Source organism: Prevotella sp. P3-122 (assembly GCF_002251365.1).
Taxonomy (GTDB): domain Bacteria; phylum Bacteroidota; class Bacteroidia; order Bacteroidales; family Bacteroidaceae; genus Prevotella.
Genome location: NZ_NPJH01000006.1, coordinates 1 through 20,255 on the forward strand (window position 1 = coordinate 1; position 20,255 = coordinate 20,255).

Annotated in this window: 16 protein-coding genes; 9 read left to right on the plus strand and 7 right to left on the minus strand. The window is 49.5% G+C overall.

What is annotated here, in order from left to right; genetic code table 11:
• Positions 1-824 precede the first annotated feature (824 nt).
• The 4 genes from CIL02_RS00870 to CIL02_RS00885 all read right to left on the minus strand — a co-directional run bounded on the left by CIL02_RS00870 (position 825) and on the right by CIL02_RS00885 (position 5,530).
• Positions 825-1,778 (minus strand): peptidoglycan DD-metalloendopeptidase family protein, encoded by a 954-nt coding sequence (locus CIL02_RS00870; RefSeq protein ID WP_094398606.1) that lies wholly within the window; start codon positions 1,776-1,778, stop codon positions 825-827.
• A 410-nt stretch (positions 1,779-2,188) separates the two neighbouring features.
• Positions 2,189-4,288 (minus strand): ATP-dependent DNA helicase RecG, encoded by a 2,100-nt coding sequence (gene recG, locus CIL02_RS00875; RefSeq protein WP_094398607.1) that lies wholly within the window; start codon positions 4,286-4,288, stop codon positions 2,189-2,191.
• Positions 4,282-4,950 (minus strand): 2-C-methyl-D-erythritol 4-phosphate cytidylyltransferase, encoded by a 669-nt coding sequence (locus tag CIL02_RS00880; protein WP_094398608.1) that lies wholly within the window; start codon positions 4,948-4,950, stop codon positions 4,282-4,284. The genes recG and CIL02_RS00880 overlap by 7 nt, the downstream gene beginning before the upstream one ends.
• 34 nt (positions 4,951-4,984) lie before the next feature.
• Positions 4,985-5,530 carry a DJ-1 family glyoxalase III gene (locus CIL02_RS00885; RefSeq protein ID WP_094398609.1) on the minus strand — a complete coding sequence of 182 codons (546 nt, stop codon included), beginning with the start codon at positions 5,528-5,530 and terminating at the stop codon, positions 4,985-4,987.
• Between the two features lie 111 nt (positions 5,531-5,641).
• Here CIL02_RS00885 and CIL02_RS00890 point away from each other — a divergent pair, with 111 nt between their 5' ends.
• The 4 genes from CIL02_RS00890 to CIL02_RS00905 are packed head-to-tail and all read left to right on the plus strand — an operon-like array spanning position 5,642 to position 11,700.
• Positions 5,642-6,529, plus strand: coding sequence for an NAD kinase (locus CIL02_RS00890; protein ID WP_094398610.1), 888 nt, complete (start codon positions 5,642-5,644; stop codon positions 6,527-6,529).
• Positions 6,530-6,573: 44 nt separating this feature from the next.
• Entirely contained in the window at positions 6,574-8,244 is a 1,671-nt protein-coding gene (locus CIL02_RS00895; RefSeq protein WP_240513485.1) for an ABC transporter ATP-binding protein, read from the plus strand.
• A gap of 8 nt (positions 8,245-8,252) precedes the next feature.
• On the plus strand, positions 8,253-9,170 hold the full coding sequence (locus CIL02_RS00900) for a thioredoxin-like domain-containing protein (protein ID WP_094398611.1): 918 nt from the start codon (positions 8,253-8,255) through the stop codon (positions 9,168-9,170).
• A 58-nt stretch (positions 9,171-9,228) separates the two neighbouring features.
• Positions 9,229-11,700, plus strand: coding sequence for a glycoside hydrolase N-terminal domain-containing protein (locus CIL02_RS00905; RefSeq protein ID WP_206073451.1), 2,472 nt, complete (start codon positions 9,229-9,231; stop codon positions 11,698-11,700).
• Between the two features lie 93 nt (positions 11,701-11,793).
• Here the strand turns inward: CIL02_RS00905 and CIL02_RS00910 are convergent, their stop codons facing one another.
• Entirely contained in the window at positions 11,794-13,773 is a 1,980-nt protein-coding gene (locus tag CIL02_RS00910) for an alpha-L-arabinofuranosidase C-terminal domain-containing protein (RefSeq protein ID WP_094398613.1), read from the minus strand.
• Positions 13,774-14,009: 236 nt separating this feature from the next.
• Here CIL02_RS00910 and CIL02_RS00915 point away from each other — a divergent pair, with 236 nt between their 5' ends.
• The 4 genes from CIL02_RS00915 (at position 14,010) to CIL02_RS16190 (ending at position 18,572) form a co-directional block, all read left to right on the plus strand.
• A complete protein-coding gene (locus tag CIL02_RS00915; RefSeq protein WP_094398614.1) occupies positions 14,010-14,996 on the plus strand; it encodes a hypothetical protein in 987 nt (328 codons plus the stop codon).
• Positions 14,997-15,212: 216 nt separating this feature from the next.
• Positions 15,213-15,746: a hypothetical protein gene (locus CIL02_RS00920; RefSeq protein ID WP_094398615.1), complete on the plus strand. Its 534-nt coding sequence runs from the start codon at positions 15,213-15,215 to the stop codon at positions 15,744-15,746.
• Between the two features lie 666 nt (positions 15,747-16,412).
• Positions 16,413-18,047, plus strand: coding sequence for a hypothetical protein (locus CIL02_RS00925; RefSeq protein ID WP_094398616.1), 1,635 nt, complete (start codon positions 16,413-16,415; stop codon positions 18,045-18,047).
• A gap of 171 nt (positions 18,048-18,218) precedes the next feature.
• Positions 18,219-18,572 carry a hypothetical protein gene (locus CIL02_RS16190; protein ID WP_170934969.1) on the plus strand — a complete coding sequence of 118 codons (354 nt, stop codon included), beginning with the start codon at positions 18,219-18,221 and terminating at the stop codon, positions 18,570-18,572.
• A 210-nt stretch (positions 18,573-18,782) separates the two neighbouring features.
• Here the strand turns inward: CIL02_RS16190 and CIL02_RS15955 are convergent, their stop codons facing one another.
• On the minus strand, positions 18,783-18,950 hold the full coding sequence (locus tag CIL02_RS15955) for a helix-turn-helix transcriptional regulator (protein WP_141210066.1): 168 nt from the start codon (positions 18,948-18,950) through the stop codon (positions 18,783-18,785).
• Positions 18,951-19,105: 155 nt separating this feature from the next.
• On the minus strand, positions 19,106-19,315 hold the full coding sequence (locus CIL02_RS00930; protein WP_094398617.1) for a hypothetical protein: 210 nt from the start codon (positions 19,313-19,315) through the stop codon (positions 19,106-19,108).
• A gap of 195 nt (positions 19,316-19,510) precedes the next feature.
• Here CIL02_RS00930 and CIL02_RS00935 point away from each other — a divergent pair, with 195 nt between their 5' ends.
• Complete coding sequence (locus CIL02_RS00935) at positions 19,511-20,158, plus strand: hypothetical protein (protein ID WP_141210067.1); 648 nt, start codon at positions 19,511-19,513, stop codon at positions 20,156-20,158.
• The last annotated feature ends 97 nt before the right edge of the window (positions 20,159-20,255 follow it).

Consider the following 20,255-nt stretch of genomic DNA (forward strand, 5'->3'; position numbering starts at 1 on the left):
TATTTGTTTCAACCAAAAGCAATATAATATTTAATGCGAACATTTACAAATCTAACCAGCACTATTATATATGGAAACAACAAGAAGTTCGCATAAAATGGAAATTCGCATAACACACCACCGTACAAGCGGTTCCGCATACGGCGGTTTCGCGCTTTCTCATCTCACGATGTGTGGCAAGTTGTTTTCAGCCATCCCTCGGACTAGCGTCACTCCTACTCTATTGTCGGATTCCGTCCTATCGTGGTGAGTAGGGAAGCTCCTTTCGGACATCTGACTACAAAAGAGTCGCAAGGGTAGCAGTCATTTACTATTGCACTGCGCGATTCGGTCCTTCCCCATAGACACACGTGTCTTAGGTACTATGACCTCTGCTGACTTCTCACGGCAAGCTTTACTCCGTCAGGGCACATCGAATGGGTACATCTTCGCCATGCGTCCGTGAGACCTCCTCGGATAAGGGCATTGTCTTTCCATCTTATGCCTACTTCATTTACACCGACCGTTCCGAATAGCTATCGGGCTTTGGTTTGTGTTGCAACCTAACCCACGGTCATATGCCTTGCATGAAGTTTCTGTTCGTTAGGCCAGATGTTTGCCGCCGGCTTCCTTCAGATTCCACCTCGCGATGGACACCCTTGCCCTTGGCTATGTGATTCCCGCTATTAGGGCTCACTCGGGACTTGCACCCGTTAGACAATGCTCATGCCGAGCGTACAACACAAATCCCTGGAGCAGCCGCTCCAGGGATTTTCTTTGGAAATATCCTAATTTTTTGTGATTCTGTGGAAATTTATAAATTCGCTTCAACAGCGCGTACAGGGTTATGAATATCTTAGGATCATGCCTTTCTTTATCTTCATGTTTTTCCTTATGTGGTTCAGGCGGCAGAGCTGGTCGATGGTTACGCCACGCTTAGCAGCAATTGACGAGAGGGTCTCTCCAGACTGAACCTTGTGATAGAGCTTCTCAGCCTCAGCAGCACCAGTCTGTGCAAGGATGTTGTCAGAGCCTGTGCCACCCCGAACCTCGTCACGGGTATATCCTCCGTTGCCGATTTTTCCTCTTGCGGCTGTAGCCTCACGTGATTCCCTGTCATAGGTGCGCTTATTATAGGTGTAGAAGTCGCCTGTGACGTCCTGGTTTCTGAAGTCGAACATCAGCGCAGGGTTAAGTGCCACTCCGCAGAGCCTGGTCTCGAAGTGAAGATGCGAGCCCGTGCTCCTTCCTGTGTTGCCGCCAAGTCCGATGACGTCACCGGCCCTTACCTCCTGATTCTCGTCAACGAGCTGCTTCGACAAGTGGCCGTAGATGGTCTCCAGTCCGTTGGGGTGTCTGATGACGATATACTTGCCATAGCCAGCAGCCTCGTATCTGACGATGCGTACTTTTCCTGAGAATGCTGACCTGATGGTATCGCCAATATAAACCTTTATGTCAAGTCCCTTGTGCTGTCTTCCCCATCGTGGTCCGAAATTGCTCGTCACCACCCTGCTCTGCGTGGGCATGCAGAAATGCTTGAGGTTAATGCGGAAAGAGTCGGGCACCTCGGTGGCCTTGTGTGCGTATGTGTTGTTCCAGTCCTCGTAGAGCTCGGAGGCCGGAGACTCAAGGTTCTCTCTATAGATGATGTTCTGAAGTGCCAGCGTGTCGAGCTTGCGTGCCTTGCGGTCAACTGGTGCCTGTCGGGCGAGCAGGTCCTGTGCCACGACAGGCTCTGCCGACATAGCCAGCAGCAATGGTAGTGCGAATGCTTTTATCAGTCTTTTGAAGTTCATGTCAATTTTTGTTTTCGGGTTGCGCTGAGTCCGGCAGTAGTATCCGTGCCCCGCGTGTCCGTAATAAGTTTCTGTCCGTCCGGTGCGTGCCTTATGTTGTTGGGGGCTGAAGGATTATGATTGTTGCCAACCGGTAAATACAGCTTTACGCCTACCCATCAACCTAATGCCCTCCCTTGCGGAGTATCGAAGGTTATGTCATTTGATTTTCAAAGACTTTGCAAAGTTAGTAAAATATTTGCAAAGAAGTTGCACGATTAACAGTTTTTATTCATCTTTTAACACACCGCCGTTTGCTATATAGTGTTTGCAAAACGGGGTGTCAGCCACTGTTAAAACTTCGGCAACGCTCGTATAGACGGTACTTCGCGTTGTCTTGACATACATCAAGAAATATCATGAAGACTATGTCAGCTGATGGCTCCCCAATTAACATTTGTTTGCCTTATCTCCCTGAGTCTGTTCCAGAAGATTGCGCATTCGGGCTTCTCGTAATGGGGGTCGGTGTCTATGACGCGCTGTGCCTCGTCGCGTGCCATCTGAACTATCTGTCCGTCGCGTGCGATATCGGCAATTTTCAGGTCGAATGCCATTCCGCTCTGCTGTGTGCCCTCCAGGTCGCCCGGCCCTCTGAGCTTGAGGTCTGCCTCTGCAATCTGAAAGCCGTCGTTGGTGGAGCACATGATGTCGATGCGCTTGCGTGTCTCGGTGGTGATGGTATATGGGGTTACGAGTATGCAGTAGCTCTGCTTTGCCCCACGCCCTACCCTTCCGCGCAGCTGGTGCAGTTGTGAGAGGCCGAACCGCTGTGCATCGAGTATCACCATCACCGACGCATTAGGCACATTCACTCCAACCTCGATGACAGTGGTGGCAACGAGTATCTGGGTAGTGCCGCTTACAAAATTCTGCATCTCGGCCTCTTTCTCTGCCGGCTTCATCTTGCCATGAACCTTGCTAAGCCTGCAGTCGGGGAATGCCTGGCAGAGAGTCTCGTAGCCGTCCTCAAGGTTTTTCAGGTCCGACTTCTCGCTCTCCTTGATTAGCGGGAACACTATGTACACCTGTCTTCCTTGGGCTATCTGCTTGCGTATGCCTTCGTAGAGACTGGTAGTCTGACTGTCGAACTTGTGTATGGTCTGTATGGGCTTTCTGCCTGGCGGCAGCTGGTCGATGACGCTCACGTCGAGGTCGCCATAGATGGTCATGGCCAATGTGCGCGGTATAGGCGTCGCTGTCATGACGAGAATGTGGGGAGGATTATCGCTCTTTGACCAAAGTTTTGCTCTCTGTGCTACACCGAAGCGGTGCTGCTCGTCTACGATTGCCACTCCGAGATGCGAGAACATCACAGGGTCCTCGATTATGGCGTGAGTACCCACGAGGATGTCTACATCACCAGCAGCGAGGCTCTCCAGCACCTCCTTGCGCCGTTTTCCCTTCACAGTACCCGTGAGCAGCTCCACCCTTACGTCCATCGAGCCAAGAAACTCGCGGATGGTGGCGAAATGCTGCTCGGCAAGTATCTCGGTGGGTGCCATCATACATGCCTGGAAACCATTGTCGAGGGCTATAAGCATCGTCATCAGGGCCACAAGTGTCTTACCCGAGCCGACATCGCCCTGCAGCAGCCTGTTCATCTGCCGGCCAGTTTTCATGTCGGCCCTTATCTCGCGCATCACCCTCTTCTGCGCATCGGTAAGCTCGAAGGGCAGGTGGAGGCTGTAGAAGTCGTTGAAGAGCGACCCGACCTTCTGGAACACATATCCGCGGTACTTCCGCCTGTTGTCATTGGCGTATCGCAGGATGTTTAGCTGCACGTAGAACAACTCCTCGAACTTTAGCCTAAGGGTTGCACGCTGAACATCGGTGAGGGTCTTGGGGTGATGGATTAGCCGCAGGGCCTCATCGCGCGGGGCAAGGTGCAGCCTGGCAGTCATGTCGGGGGGCAGCGTCTCGGGCATTGGCGACGGCAGCTTCGTGGCCAGCGTAGCCTGCAGCTTGGCAATGGCGTTCGACATCAACCCCGTCTTCTTCATCTTGTCTGTGGTGACATAGTGTGGCTGCATGCCCATCTCAGAGAGCTGCACGTCGTCAGCCTTGTCCATATCGGGATGACTGAACTGATAGCGTCCGCCATAAGGTGCAGGCTTGCCGAAGATGACATACCGCTCGCCCACCTTATAATTATTATATATGTATTTGGAGCCATTGAACCAGACAATGTCGCAAACGCCAGTGCCATCGGAGACATGAGCAACTATGCGCACCTTGCGCGCCTGCATGGGGAACTCCTCGAAACTGAGTATGCGCCCCATCACCTGCACGAAAGGCATGTCGCCCCTCAGGTCGCAGATATTGTATACCTTGCTCCTGTCCACATATTTATATGGATAGTATTCGAGCAGGTCACGCCATGTGCTGATGCCGAGCTCCTTGCTCAGTATCTCCTTTCGCCTTGGCCCTACGCCTTGCAGAAACATTATGTCTTGTTCGAGAATGTCTAACACAGCAGCTCGCCTACCTTCAAGTCAAATGGTGTCGTAATCTTGATGTTCTCCCTGTTGCCCTCTACCGTCTGCACGGTGCATCCCAGATTCTCTACCACCGACGCGTCGTCAGTGAAATTATCCTGGTATGGCTGCTCAAAAGCCTTGCGCAGCAGTGTAAGGTCGAAGGTCTGTGGTGTCTGCACCACCTTGTAGTCATCACGCATGACGTTATGTCCTCCGCCGTGACGGTCGACATACCTCAGCGTCTCGACAACGGGCATGACGGGAATGGCCGCGAACTCCTCGCGGGCGGTCTCGAAGCACCGCTCTATCACCTCTGCCGAGACGAAGGGACGCACGCCGTCGTGTATGCCCACCACTCCGTCTGTAACATCTGAAGGAATGGCCATGATACCGTTGCGAGATGACTCAAACCGTGTGGCACCGCCATCGACAATGGTGTGCGGAACGGTGAAATCGTGCTTCTCACACAGCGTCCGCCAATAGTCCTGCTGCTCGCGTGGGAGCACGAGTATTATCTGCATGGCGGGGTCGTAGTCGGCAAAGCGCTGAATGGTGCGCATGAGAATGGGCTGGCCGGCCAGCTCAAGGAACTGCTTGGGAATATCGGTTCCCATGCGTTGCCCCTTGCCTCCGGCTACTATTATAATGTAGTCCATGTTGATTTACTGATACATGAATGGTTTTTGCGCATTAAACGTACATCATGCCTTCCTTGATGCCCTTCACGGTCTCGTCGTCAACGAAGAGCGAGAGAATGGTGTATGCGTATGGGAATGCCGCTGCCGGGCCTTTGCCTGTGACGATGTTGCCATCGACGGTAACGAGCTCGGAGGTATAGTCGGCACCTGTGAGGTGGCTCTCAAAGCCAGGGTAGCATGTTGCCTTTCTGCCATCAAGGAGTCCGAGCGAGCCGAGCACCATAGGTGCGGCGCAGATAGCTCCGATGCGTCCTCCCCTACCGGCCTGTGCGAGCAACGCCGCCCTGACGCCCTCGTGCAGCTTCAGGTTCATTGAGCCCGGCATGCCTCCAGGCAGCAGCAGCATGTCGGCATCGGCAAAATCGCCAGCGTCCTCAAAGGTCACGTCGGCCCTCACCGTCACGCCATGCGCTGACTCCACAAACTCCGAGCCTGTTATGCTCACTGTCCTCACTTCGAGACCTCCCCTGCGGAGGATGTCAACTGGTGCCAGAGCCTCGATATCCTCGAAGCCGTTGGCGAGAAATTGGTATATCATAATAGCTTACTGAATTGTTGTCGTGATGCAAAGATAGTAAAAAACTTGTGTTTACTTATCAGTGTAGAGGGATTTTTTGCTATCTTTGCAGAAAATTGCAATACTCACGGCATGACACAACAGACACTTCGATTTGCCATCTTCGGCAATGAATACCAAGCCAAGAAGTCGGCCTCCATAGAGAAGATACTGGCATTTCTCGCTGCCAGGGGAGCCGAGACCTACATGGACCGCCCGTTCTACAACTTCCTCGTGAACGTGCAGCATATGCCCATCTCTGTGACGGGCATCTTCGACGGCTACAACTTCGACGTCGACTACGTCATCTCGCTTGGCGGTGACGGTACGTTCCTGAAGGCTGCCAGCAAAGTTGGCGCAAAGGGCACACCCATCATCGGTGTCAACATGGGAAGGCTGGGCTTTCTGGCAAGCATCCTGCCGAGTGAGGTCGACGAGGCTCTCGACGAGATATACAGTGGCAATATTGCCATAGAGGAGCACGCCGTGATACAGGTGGAGGCCGACGGCGAACCCATAGAGGGCAATCCCTTCGCACTGAACGACATCGCGGTGCTGAAGCGCGACAACGCCTCGATGATTTCCATACGTGCCAGCATCAATGGCGAATACCTTGTGACCTACCAGGCCGACGGACTGATTGTCTCTACCCCGACTGGTTCCACAGCCTACAGTCTGTCGAACGGTGGCCCAATCATCGTGCCTCAGGCGGGCATACTGTGCCTCACGCCTGTTGCGCCACACAGTCTGAACATACGCCCCATAGCCATCAATGATGACAATGTCATACAGCTGTCGGTAGGGAGCCGCAGCCACAACTTCCTCGTTGCCATAGACGGCAGGAGCGAGAAGCTGCGCGAGGGCACGACGCTCACCATAAGGAAAGCACCTCATAGCATACGCATTGTCAAACGCCATAACCAAAGGTATTTCTCCACGCTCAGAGAGAAAATGATGTGGGGAGCCGACCAGAGAGAGTGACAGCATTAGTATCACCACTACGCAACGGCCTGGGCTGGCTTCTCTTGAAGCTTAGACCATCGGCCACGCAGCCACGCTATGATATCGCCGACATCGTAGGGTGGCTGTGGAGGGCATGGCGTGCCAACAGGCTGCAGGCAACGCTCAATGCAGTAATAGGACTGGGCGACGTGGCCGTAAGCCTCGGACAGGTATGGGCGGTGAAGCACGCCATCGACGTGGCGGCAGGTACGGTGCCTGGCTCCATACTGCTGTCGGTGGGACTGTTCGGACTACTCATTCTCGCCGACTTCGCCCTGAGCATCAGCTCGATATGGGTGAGAAACCTGCTTGGCATCAAGGCACAGAACCGCATGCAACGTGAACTGCTCGACCGTATGCTTCGCTCTGAGTGGCACGGAAGGGAGGCGCGACATTCGGGCGACGTGCTCAACAGGCTTGAGACGGATGTCAACGTAGTGGTAAATTTCCTGGCCGAGACCATTCCCAGCACACTGTCTGTCCTGGCAATGTTCATAGGTGCCTTTCTGTACCTATTCTCCATGGACCGCCTGCTGGCCATCATCGTCGTCGCCATCATCCCTGTGTTCATACTCCTGAGCAAGGTTTACGTAAGACAGATGCGGAAGCTCACTCGCAAGGTGCGCGACTCCGACTCCAAGGTGCAGAGCGTACTGCAGGAGACCATACAAAACCGCATGCTCATAAAGACTCTTGAGGGCGACAGCACCATGGTGGGCAAGCTCGGCTCCACACAGACGGAACTGCGGCAGCATGTGACTAAGCGCACCGCCTTCTCCGTGGTCAGCAACCTGATTCTCAACGTCGGGTTCTCGGCCGGATATCTCGTTGCCTTCCTTTGGGCTGCCATACGTATGTCCGAACACACGCTGACCTTTGGAGGCATGACGGCATTCCTGCAACTCGTCAACAAGATACAGGGTCCCGCACGCAACCTCACAAAGCTGGTACCGGCATTCGTCTCTGTGCTCACCTCAGCAGAGAGGCTGATGGAACTGGAGGACGAGCCGCTTGAGGAGCAGGGAGAGCCGCTATACATGGGAAAGCCGTGCGGAATAAGGCTTGAGAATATTACCTATGCATACGATGACAGCAGCCATAACGTCGTCGACAACATGTACTTCGACTTCAAGCCAGGCACATGCACGGCGGTGCTCGGCGAGACGGGCGGCGGCAAGACCACCATCGTAAGGCTCATTCTCGCACTGCTCCGTCCGCAACAGGGACAGGTAGTTATCTACGACGGCAGCAACGCCAGCACCATAACGCCACGCCACCGCTGCAACCTCGTCTACGTGCCGCAGGGCAACACGCTCATGAGCGGTACCATACGCGACAACCTGCTGCTGGGCAAGCCCGATGCTACGGAAGCCGAGATGGCAGAGGCACTCGACAAGAGCTGCGCCGGATTTGTCTACGAACTGCCCGACGGTATCGACACCACATGCAGCGAGAAGGGAGGAGGACTCAGCGAGGGACAGGCACAGCGTATTGCCATAGCAAGGGCACTGCTGCGCAACAGGCCAATTATGATTTTCGACGAGTCTACAAGCGCACTCGACACCGACACTGAGCGCGACCTGCTCAGGAACATTCTCTCCGACAACGACAAAACAATAATATTCGTCACCCACAGGCAAGCGGTGGTGGAATACTGCCACCAGACGCTGAGGGTAGACAGGAACGTAAACTGACAACCATTATGAAACAACTGCTCATTACTCTCGCCATGCTAATAGTCACGGCATCCTCAGCCAAGGCCGAGGACACAGATTCTCTCTACACTCCATCAATGCTGTCCATAGGCACAATGGTGCCCGACATCGTCATAGACAGCATTCACAACATCAGCCTCAGCTCACTAAGAGGCCGCTACGTGGTGCTCCACTTCTGGGCATCATGGTGTCCGGACTGCCGCAAGGACATGTCGGCCATGAACGAGCTGTCGTACGTATACTCCTCCGACAGCGTGGTGTTCATACACATATCCTACGATACCGACAAGGCCGTATGGCAGAAATACATAGAGGACAACAAGATGCTCGGGCTGCAGGTGTCGGAGCTGAAGAAAATGAGAGAGACTCAGACATACAGCCTCTTCGGCATCAAATGGATACCCGCCATGTACCTCGTTAGTCCCGAGGGAAGGGTTATGCTGCGCACAGTAAAGGTGGAGAAACTGGCCGAAAGGCTGAAATACCTCAACTACGCCAAGCTGAGCATACCGAAGAACAAGCGGTCGCGCAATCCTCGCTTTCAGGGTGGTGAGCGCAACCTGCGATATTATCTCTCGCACAAGATTGACTATCCACGCGAAGCCAACAACTACGGTCTGGAGGGTGTCACCACCATGAGGTTCACCATAGAGCGCGACGGCTCCATATCTAACGTCACCGTGAAGGACAATCGCATCACCGTTGAGGACAAGCTGCCATTCCGCAAGCTGCAGGGCGACGAGCAGAACGTCGTCAGGCAGAAGGCACTCGACGCCTTTGCCAAGGAAGCCACCAGGGTGATAGAGGAAATGCCCAACTGGGAACCCGGCCTCCGCTACGGCACGCCCGTCAGGGTGGAATACGAAATGCCCATCAACTTCCGCATACACTACACCAACGACTGACTGGATGTAGGAGTATAGCGAAACCACCAATATAACAACATTTTTATATATGAGCATAATGACGAACAGGTTTTTCCGTATGGCATTCGCCTCGTTCCTGTGTCTTGCAGACATGGGGACAACAGAAGCCGCTAATGACCAAAGTATGTCATCGGCACCCAGAGTGGAATACTATAAGGTTAATGGCGGTACACGCCCATCGGATGTCAGCAACCTCTGCCTATGGTATGACTTTCCCTCTACCACCTCCGGCTCCAACAACCCTTGGATGGAATACGGCTTGCCTATTGGCAACGGCCAGATTGGCGCTACGCTTCTTGGTGGCGTGCGGCAGGACGAGATAATTCTTAATGAAAAGACCCTGTACAATGGTTCTCCGACCGACTGGGGCGAGCATGGCACATACGCCAGTCTGGGCAAGATATTGGTTGATGACATAAGCGGGATGGCAACTGTCGCTGACGATACCAGACCTATCAACAATTACGTGCGTTTCCTGGATATAGAGCAGGGGGTGGCAGGCGTGAGCTTCAGCAACGCTGACAATACACACTTCACGCGCCGCTATTTAGTGTCGGCTCCCCATCGCGTCATGGCTGCCCACTATGAGGCTGAGGGTAAGGACCGGCTGCACCTGCGGTTCTCCTATGACCCTGATGCCAGTATCGGGGCATCGGAGGTTACTTACAACGCTGGCCGTGCAACCTTTGGCGGACAACTTAAATGCGTCTGTTACAGTACCGAGATGAGAGTTGTTGCAGCAGACGGAACAGTGACCACATCTGAGCAGGGCATCGAGGTCCATGGCGCCACTGATGTCACTCTCTTTATGACCGTAGCCACCAATTTCGACGACAGTACTCCTTCGTTTGTCAACGGCACACGCGGGCAAATAGCTGCCAGCAACAGCAAATTACTCGACACCGCATGTGCGGACGGATGGGAGAAAGTACACCATGACCATGTGGGACAGTTCTCGGAACTCATGGGACGTGTGCAGCTGCAACTGGGCGATGCCGCCAGCACAATGACAACGAAGGCATTGGTAGACTATTACGCCAATGCCGACAACAGGACAAAGGCTGACGGGCTGTTCCTCGAACAGCTGTACTTCCAATACGGACGCTACCTGATGGTCAGCTGCAACAATGTACTGATTAATGTGCCAGCAAACTTGCAGGGCATTTGGAACAACGACTCCAATACCCGCTTCTGGCACTGCGACATCCACACGGATGTCAATGTACAGATGAACTACTGGCCAGCAGAGACTACCAATCTCAGCTCCATGCACCTGCCATTCCTGAACAACATCATCACCCTTGCCGGTGACAGCTACAACTTCCACACGGTGGCACAGAGGTACAAGAGTGGTGTCCGTGGATGGATGGTGCCCACGGAGACCAACATCTTTGGAGGCACGTCGCAATGGAAGTGGGACAAGATAAAGACTCTGGCGGCATGGAACTGCTCGCATCTGTGGCAGCATTACCGCTATACCCTGGACCGTGACTTCCTAAAGCGTGCGCTGCCGGCAATGCTCGCTTCGGCCCAGTTCCTGAAGGATATCAGCACCAAGGCTGATAACGGCACGTGGTTTGTGGCAGATGAGTATTCTCCAGAGCATGGTCCGGCGGGATATTCCACTGCATTTGCACAACAGAACACAGCAGAGGTGGTAAGCAGCGTTATAAAGGGAGCCGAGGCTCTGGGCAAGGAATCACCTGTGGCGGAGGATGAGCTACAGGAGATGCGCGACTTCTGGAATGTGCTTGACCGTGGACTGCACACCGAGGAATACAACGGAAAGACATGCCTGAAAGAATGGGCAGAGCTAAGTCTTAACTCGCAGAACGATGCAAGCAACCACCGTCACCTGAGCCACCTCATGGCTCTGTTCCCCTACGGCCAGGTATCTGGCTTTGCCAATGATGCTAACGGAAAACATCTCTTTAACGCAGCTGTCAACTCGTTGCTCGTGCGCAATGCCACTGACGTTACAGGGTGGTCGGGAGGATGGAAGGTAAACCTCCTTGCAAGGGCACTCATGGGCAACGAGGCACGGGAGATATTTGCGCTCATGCTCAAGCACAGCCAAAGCTATGTCATCGCCATGGCTGGACAGGGTGGATGCTATTACAACCTGTGGGACGCCCATTCACCATTCCAGATAGACGGCAACTTCGGATATACCTCAGGCGTGGCCGAAATGCTCCTGCAGAGCTATGACGGCAACGTGCATCTGCTGCCGGCAGTGCCATCGGCATGGACGGATGGAAGCATCAGGGGACTGAAAGCGGTGGGTGACTTCACTGTAGACCAGGAGTGGAAGGATTGCAAGTTCACTCGCGCAAGGATAGTCAACCATCAGGGAATGCCACTCACCGTGACGGTAGGACTGCTACCTGCCGATGCGTCGCTCTCTGCTACTGTCAACGGAACCGAGGTCGGTATTACCGACAATGGCGATGGCAGCTTCTCTATCCCGACATCCGCCGCTGGCGACATCATTTGCCTAAAAGCGGAATAAGGCTACCGCAGAATACACAAACGGTTACTCAAAACTTATGCGTCCCGTCGTGAAGGCACGACGGGACGCATATGTTTAAACTACTGTGTTCAATTATAGCTGTATGGTGTACATCACGAAGGAATGGGGCTGCATATCCACCGTCATCTTCTTGCTTACCTTCACGTTCTCCCTTACGGGGGCTACAGGCTGTGCGTCAAAGTTGTTCTCCTGGTCAGGCTCACCGGCAAGAGTGGTCTTAACGGCATTCTTCTTCAGTCCAGAGAAGCGTGAGAGGTCGATGTTCACCTTTCGTGCGTCGGCGGCAGCGTTGCACACCTTCACAAACAGCTGGCGCGTCTTGGTGTTGAGCACTACCGACTGTTCCTGCATGTTGGTCTTCTCACCCTCGAAAGTCACGCAGTCGCCATAGTAGTAGTTGCCCGATGACTGTCCGAACATCTGCTGCACATAGTAGCTGCAGGTGAGGAACGGGCGCTCGTTGTCGAAATATATCAGGTCTGGGTTCCAGTTAGTTGCATTTTTGCGTGCGAACAATGGTGCGTAGCTTGTCATGCAGACAATGTCGCCATTCCGCTCCACGTGCAGCAGGTAGAGGGCCTCGGCCAGGGCATCACGCATCTTCTTGTCCTTTGACGCATACTCGCCGAGATACACCTTTGTCTTACCCTCACGCGGATAGCTGTCATACTGTCGGCTGGTCTCGAAATAGTCGTGTTTCTCATAGTAGTGCTCGTCCAGGATTGGCATGTCCAGCTCGCGTGCCAGCTTCCAGCCCGCCTCGTAGTCGGGGTTACCGGGATGAGAACCTGGGCCGGCCGTACCTACGATTACAATCTCGGGATGCTTTTCCGTAATCTTAGCGTACATATATTTGAAGCGCTCAACAAACTCGGGCGATATCTTCTCCTCATTGCCTATGCCGAGATATTTCAGTCCGAAAGGCTTGGGGTGCCCGGCAGCAGCCCTCACCTTACCCCACTTGGTGTTCTCGTCGCCGTTAGCCCATTCTATGAGGTCGAGTGCATCCTGCACCCATTCGTCCATCTCCTGCATGGGCACCACCTCCTGTGCCTGTGTCGGCCACATTTCCCAACCGCCATTGGCACCCTGGCAGCTCACTCCGCATGGCAGTATTGGCACAGGCTGCATGTTCATGTCCTCGCACATCTGGAAATATTCATAGTAACCCAGTCCCATCGACTGATGATATCCCCATGTGTTTTTCAGCTGTCGCCTCTGCTCCTTTGGTCCAACGGTAGTCTTCCAGCGATATGTGTTCCAGAATCCGTCGCCACCACCATGCACCACGCATCCGCCAGGGAAACGCAAGAACTTTGGATTAAGAGCCGCAAGAGCCTCAGCCAGGTCCCTGCGCAGTCCGTGTCCCTTATAGGTATCCTGAGGCATGAGCGACAGCTGGTCGACATCCATAACACCGAGAGTGAGCACCAGCACGCGCAAGGCCGCATTGCGGCAGTCGCCATTGGCACGTAGCGTAGCCGTATATGGAGTCCACGTCTGACCATTTACCGTCAGCACGGTATCTGCAAGCACCTTGCCCTTCTTGCCCGGTTCTACAAGCGATACCCTCACCTGCTTGTCCTTGCCATCGACATTGCGTGCGAAGAACGAGAAGTCGTAGCAGGCATCCGCCTTCACGCTGATGCCGTCAAAGCCGTGGTTCTCCAGTCCGAAGCCCTTCCATCCGTCGTAGTCCTTGAACTCTCTCACGCGTTCTGTGGTCAGGCGCATATAGTTGGGGTTATTAGGGTGTATAGGGTCCTGCTGTAGAGCCTGAGCAAGACCGAGCGAGTGGCCGGGGCGTATCACCCTCCATGCCGTGCCTGGTCCCCATCCGTCACGTTCTGCAAGATTGAACTCGAAAGAGCCATTCTGCAGCAACTCTGCATACAGTCCGCCATCGGCAGAGGAGCTGATATCCTCGAAGAAGATACCAATCAGTTCGTCACTGATTTGTTTGCCGCCTTGTGGAGCCTGCATGGGCTTCTGGGCGTTTACGCTGAGTGTCGATGCAAGAATCAGTGCACCGGTCAGAGTTTGTCTAATCATCTTTAAAAGTAATATTCGTTAGAAAATAAAGTTATGTATCTGGAGCAAAGTTACTAATTTTTGTTCATAATGTCTATTGTTACCTCAACTTTTTATGCAATATCTGTAAACAGATGCCTCGGAGACGCTGCATTATTCGCATAAAATGATTATCTTTGCAGATGTTTCAACTGGGTTCCGCCTATACATTATTTATATATATTATGAGAAGAGTCTCTTATATCATTTTATTCATTATGCCATTCCTGCTCTTGTCCTGTTCCAAAGACAAGGGACAAGAGGTTTTTGTGCTGAATGGAACCTGGGAGCTGGAATGTGTAGTCTATCCTGACGGAGAGACCTATCAGTATAATCAGGACGATTTGACCTTGCTTCGCATCTACGACGACAGTTGCTATTATGAGTGCCGCATACTGGTGGCGCCAAGTGGAAAGTTGGCGGTGCCTGGCATTAGGGAGCACTACACCCTGATAGACCATGGAAAGAATAATTACCTCTATCTTCAGGAGGATAACAATTTTCCTCTTACAGTCGTCAACGACTCTACCATCGTCATTCAGGAGGTTGGACGAAAGTACACATGGAAGGTTTGTACCACCTACAGTGACGAAGCAGTGGCTGAGATTACCAATATTGTCAGGAACGATGTCAACGACGGTTCCAGAGCCCCTCATAGATATGTCTTCTCGTATGCCGAGAGTCATCTGAAGAGTGTAAATCATACTCTCGTATACACGCTCATCTTCATTGGTGTGGCATTTATGATGTTCCTGAACTATGTGTATTTCCTTTACAGGAACAAGAAGCGTGTCGAGAACGAACTGAAACTTATTGAGCAGGAGAGGCAGTCGTTGCCTGAGCCTGTGCGTATGGCGATGAACAGCGTAGAGGATGATTTTCACCAGAGCGAGTTTTACCTTTCTCTGCGCAAGAAGATTTCAAGGGGAGAGCGCCTGAACAAGGACGATTGGAACGGCATAGAGGAACACTTCAAGAGAGTGTATCCTCGTTTTAACAGCACGCTGCTTACACTGCGAAACATGTCGGAGATAGAGATGCAGGTATGCCAGCTTCTCAAGCTGAACGTGTCGCCGTCGGACATTGCCACCGTGCTCTGCAAGGACAAGAGCAGTATCAGCAGCATACGCAGCCGCCTCTATTCTAAAGTTTTTGACAAGAAGGGCAGTAGTAAGGATTGGGATGAGTTTATCTATTCATTATAAGCACGTTGGCAGAGGTTTGCAAACTCTTTGCAAACCTTTTGCAAAGTAAAATACAACCTCGTAAATCATTTGCCAACATATTGCAAACCCGATTTCTTCGTAATGTAATGGCTGTGCTCTACCTTTGCTGTCGAAATCCTTCAGGGACGTGCAGTTACAGACTTGCTGCTGCCTGACATGGAAATCGATTCTTTACAATTCAAATTTTCATCAATTATGAAGAACAAGTTTATTTTTTCAGCCGTTGTTTCGGTAAAGGCATGTGCAGTATTCGTGGCACTCGTGTTCCTTTCTTTGGCAAATGCTACATCAGCTTTCGCTCAGGCAAAGGTTGCTGACAAGGAAATCGTTGGTGTGTGGATTATGACCTCGATGAAGTGGGAGGGAGAGAACAAGAACCACATCAACGAGGACTACAACCAGATTAAGGTTTATCGCGCAAATGGCGAGTATGCGTGTGCAGAAATCGTTAAGGACAAGCAGGGCAACTATGTCATTCTTCCTCATGAGTACGGCACATATTCACTCAAGAACGGCATGTACAGCGAGATGGGTCGCAAGGCAATCAAGTACGAGTGGGTCAACAAGGTAACATCGAGAGGTCACTGGTTCAACCGTATAGACGAGTGGAAGAAGGTTGTCGATATGCCTGAAGAGCTGACACAGCATGTAGTGGAGAAGTGCAAGGCTGCCAAGACCTCACCCGAGAGGATCCAGAAACTGATTAAACAGTATATCTTCAAAAAGTAATTTACTTCGTTAGAGATGGTAAATCGAACATTAGTAAGTTCGTGGGGGTCATGGGGACAGGTACATTGGTTCACTCTTTAGGGTCGATGAACCTGTCCCCGATGATTCGTAAAAACATTCAAGGAACTTCAAGTTCTATGAGCGCAACGGCTTTAAATTCCTATTCAGTTCTGAGGAACAAGAACGAGAGTTCCGTGATTTGAAGCCAGATAGACCAATCAACACTTAACTGATGTATTTCGATCTCATTGAATTGTTGAACTGACAATCACCAAATGTCGGTTGCAACTTATCAGCATGGGCGTTCATAAATACATAAATGTACAAACGGTTACGAGCGCTAATTATCAGCGTTCATGTCGCAAGCATAAGAAAAAACAGGCACTTTGACACACATTGTTGGAGTGCCCTTTTAATATTTTCAAAGTGTATGCTAGTTTGACGATAAGAATATTACAACTGACAACATTTATCGCAAATTCAACTCCTTTTATGCTCTACTTATGTACTATACATGTCAAAATTTAGACCTACAATCCGCCTTGTTAGATCATATCATATTGTTTATTAATAGTTTAGATTTTGTGCTACTATCTACGAATTAGACCCATATTCTGAGCAAGACTCAATATAATTGAGTAACTTTACAGCCAAAAACATTCAGCAATGAGAAGAATCTTCAATAAATCTCTTTTGTTTGTAGTTGTCCTGTTGTCAGCCTATAGTTGTAGCAAGGCACCAACAGTCAACATGGACACTATGCTTGATATTGTGGATGCATATCCAGATAGCGTGTTATACACTCTACAAAACGTAAGCGTAAATGATCTTGATGACGAGGACTTTGCGAAATATGCTCTTAGCATTACATGGGCTTTGGACAAATCAGGTAATGACGTTGGCAATGACAGTCTATTACGTCACGCGTACATATATTATAATGTACATGACAAAGACAAGTATCATGCAAGGTGCATGTATTATATGGGTAAATACTATACACTGGTGGATAGTATAGAGCAAGCAGAACAATGCTTCAATCTATCTGCCGAATCAGCAGAAAAGCAGAAAGACTATAAAACAGAAAGTTTTTCGTATGAGAAACTTTCAAGACTCATGGCTGATCATGCCCCTCATAAAGCGGAACAGTATGCAGTAAGAGCCTTTGATTGTTATAACAAACTTGATTGCAGGGATTCTGTGAATCTTGTATATCTCTTGCTCAATGCTGGTTACTGCTCCATGCAGAACAATCACAGAATGCAAGCGAAGGACAAGATGCAAGAAGCCTTACATCTCTCGACAGTTATCAATGATTCCACATTAATATCCTCATCATATCAGGATTTGTCTGTTCTGTACAATTTCTGCGGTCAGAGAGATAGTTGCTTGTGTACTATTCGCAAAGCATGTGATTATCAATCACAGCCAAATATTTCATGTCGACAGGCGTTGGTTGATGCTTTGCTATCAAACAATCTTATTGATGAAGCTGAGGATGAGCTATCAAAACTCAACCCTACTAACGACATTGGACGATATTCAAAACTCTATAAGCAGCATATCCTCTCAATCAAGAAGAAAGATGAAGCCAAGGCTGTACTGTTTGCAGATTCCGCATACCTCTGTTTAGAGAAAATGTATAGCAAAGAACTAGATGCAAAAAGCGAATACTACCAAAACGTCATACATGAGACCCAGAAGAAAGCAGATGCTCAGCGTCTGGCAAAGAATCGAGGACTAATCATACTTCTTGAAGTAATCGCCATTGTGTTCTTACTTTACGTTTACAATACACATAAAAGACAAACTGATCTTAAACTAAAAAACGAAGAGGAAAAGAATCGTATGAGGCTTGCTCATGAACAGGAATTGCATAAAAAGGAAACGGAGTATCTGAACGCCATACATGAGAAGGAAATCTCAAATAGAGACATTCAAATTGGAGTGATGCGAGATTTCCTTCTGAAGAAAATATCTATAGCGCAGAAGATTGAGCAGATAAAGGAAACTCCAGAATGCAGGAAAATTCTGCAAGAGGATGACTGGGAAGAACTGGAGGTTTTTCTCAATAGTGTTGACAACATGTTTGTCAGCCGAATAAAGGAACGATTTCCACTTCTAACCGATAAAGATGTACAATTATTCATGCTTCTAAGACTGCAAATACCTACTAACAGGATTGCATCCATATATTGCATCTCAGAAAAAGCTGTAAAACAGAAGCTGTATCTGTACAAAGAAAAGGTCGGATTAGAGGGAGAAAAAACGTCTCTAAGAGCATTTGTTGAGACATTTTAGTACCTCTAAAAGTGTGATTTAGACCTCTGTGGAATAGCAGGGGGAGGTATAACTATATGTCATGCAGATATTTATATTTGTTTTGTGTGCTTTATCGTTTAGACCTCGTTTCCTTGGTTGTACAGCTGATTTGGAGTAACTTTGTAACACAAAACCAAAAATCAAATTAAAATGAACGAAAGAATGAAAGCATTAACAAATGTATTATGCCTCTTAGACAAAATTTCAATCACTGCATTTATATGTAGTCTGTCTTATCAGGGATATACAAATGGAAAAAATGTATTATCACTAATAACGCTATTTTCTGCTTTTGCTTTCTTTGTGTATCTATGCAGATACTATAAGAACAAACCTTTTGGCAACAAAATAATTGATATTTTTGTAATTACAATGTGCACTATCGACTTTGCAAATTCTGAAGACATACCACTAATAGATGGAACAACAATCATTGCAGCACTTATTGACTTGTTTCTCTTCTTGTATTTAGATTATTGCGAAATAAAGCGAGTTTGCAATTAGAAGATATGGACAAATAACAAAAACTTCACAATTCAGATGGATTTATTCTATCTACAGGAAATATATTTGCAAAATAAAAAACGGACTGGTTATAAGCAATAAGCCTATGACCAGTCTATTTTTTCCGCCTGGTATTTTTTTGCCTTCTTTTATTCTGGTTTGTCAATCTTTATGGTTCCCCCCAAGCGAACCAAATGTTGATTTCACATTTTAGACAGCTGCTACCTCAATAAGATTCTCAAGAGTAGGTTGTGAGGCGTTTGTTACCCACATGCTCACAGTTGCAGCATCTGTATCCATCATCATTGCAAGGTCTTTATTCGTGACCATACGCTCAGCCATCAATACCATTATGCGATTTTGAGGTTTATTTTCCATATACGTAAGTCAATTATTTAAATTATATATGTGCAAAATTAAAACGCATAAAAGAACGACCGTTTGTTAGCAAAAAATGATATTCAAACACAAAAAAAAGTTGTTTCCGCCATTTACTAACTTAGTTTTAGCAAATTTTCCGTGATATATGTGCGTCACTCATGGTAAAATCCGCAACCGCCCTCATATAATGACACATAAGCACAATACGCAACCCCACAATGCGCCTTGAGGCAATACGCAGTATCTGTCGGGCCAAGCATCATATCTATCGTATAGGAAAGCATAGGGGCAAATTGCTCCATAATTGAAAATATTCCTCCAAAAGGAGAGAGTTTCTCAGATTTTATTGCTATTTTTGCCATGTCTTGTTACGATTTATACTTGCTTTGAATTACAACACTAAGATAAGTGAAAAATCTGACATGGCACAATCTTGGGCCACTCGGCTTTGCCGCTTGCCACAAGCAAGAGCTTTTTGTTGCTCAGGAACTTATAAAAATAATCAAACTAAAGTGGGGCAGAATTTATAAAAATCTCTCAAACAATTAATTATGGAAATGCAAAGCAAAGAACGAAAGATGTATATGCGCATCCGCAATGTCTGCGGTTTGCTCGGTGTTGTATTGCCATGGCTGGCATTATTCTCTGCCGGTCTGACGCCTCATCCCAGTCCCGAATGGTGGTGGAGCATATCTGCCACGTACTATCAGTCTCCCGCCTTGGTCGGAGTGTTGTGTCCCGCATCATTGGTACTTATATCCTACATAGGGTATAATAAGACGGACAACTGGGTGACCAGCTTGAGTGGTGTGTTTGGTTTGGGCGTAGTACTTTTCCCGTGCAGTGTGTCATGGATACCCGAAGGGACACCCGTCGGATTCTTCCAGATACCTATTGAGATATCCCAGTATCTGCATAACGGGTGTGCATCACTTTTCTTCCTGCTAATTGCATTCAACAGTTATTTCCTTTTCACTAAGAGTGCTGGCGTGATGACATCGCGTAAGGTTATCCGCAACCGCATTTACCGCATCTGTGGTGGAGGCATGCTGTTATTTGAGGTTCTCTTTGCCATACTCTCTTTGTGTGATGCTCCAGGCTATACCGTCATGATAATCGAGATAATCCTCTTGCATCTCTTTGGTTTATCATGGCTGACAAAGGGCGAGGCTTTCCCTTGTTTCAATGATGTGGAGGAAGGATAGCACCGCTAACTTCACTCACAACATTTCCTTGTTATCGTTCCATCTGTGTAGGATGCACCGACTCTCGTTAACATGCGACAGGCCGAACCGAAATAAT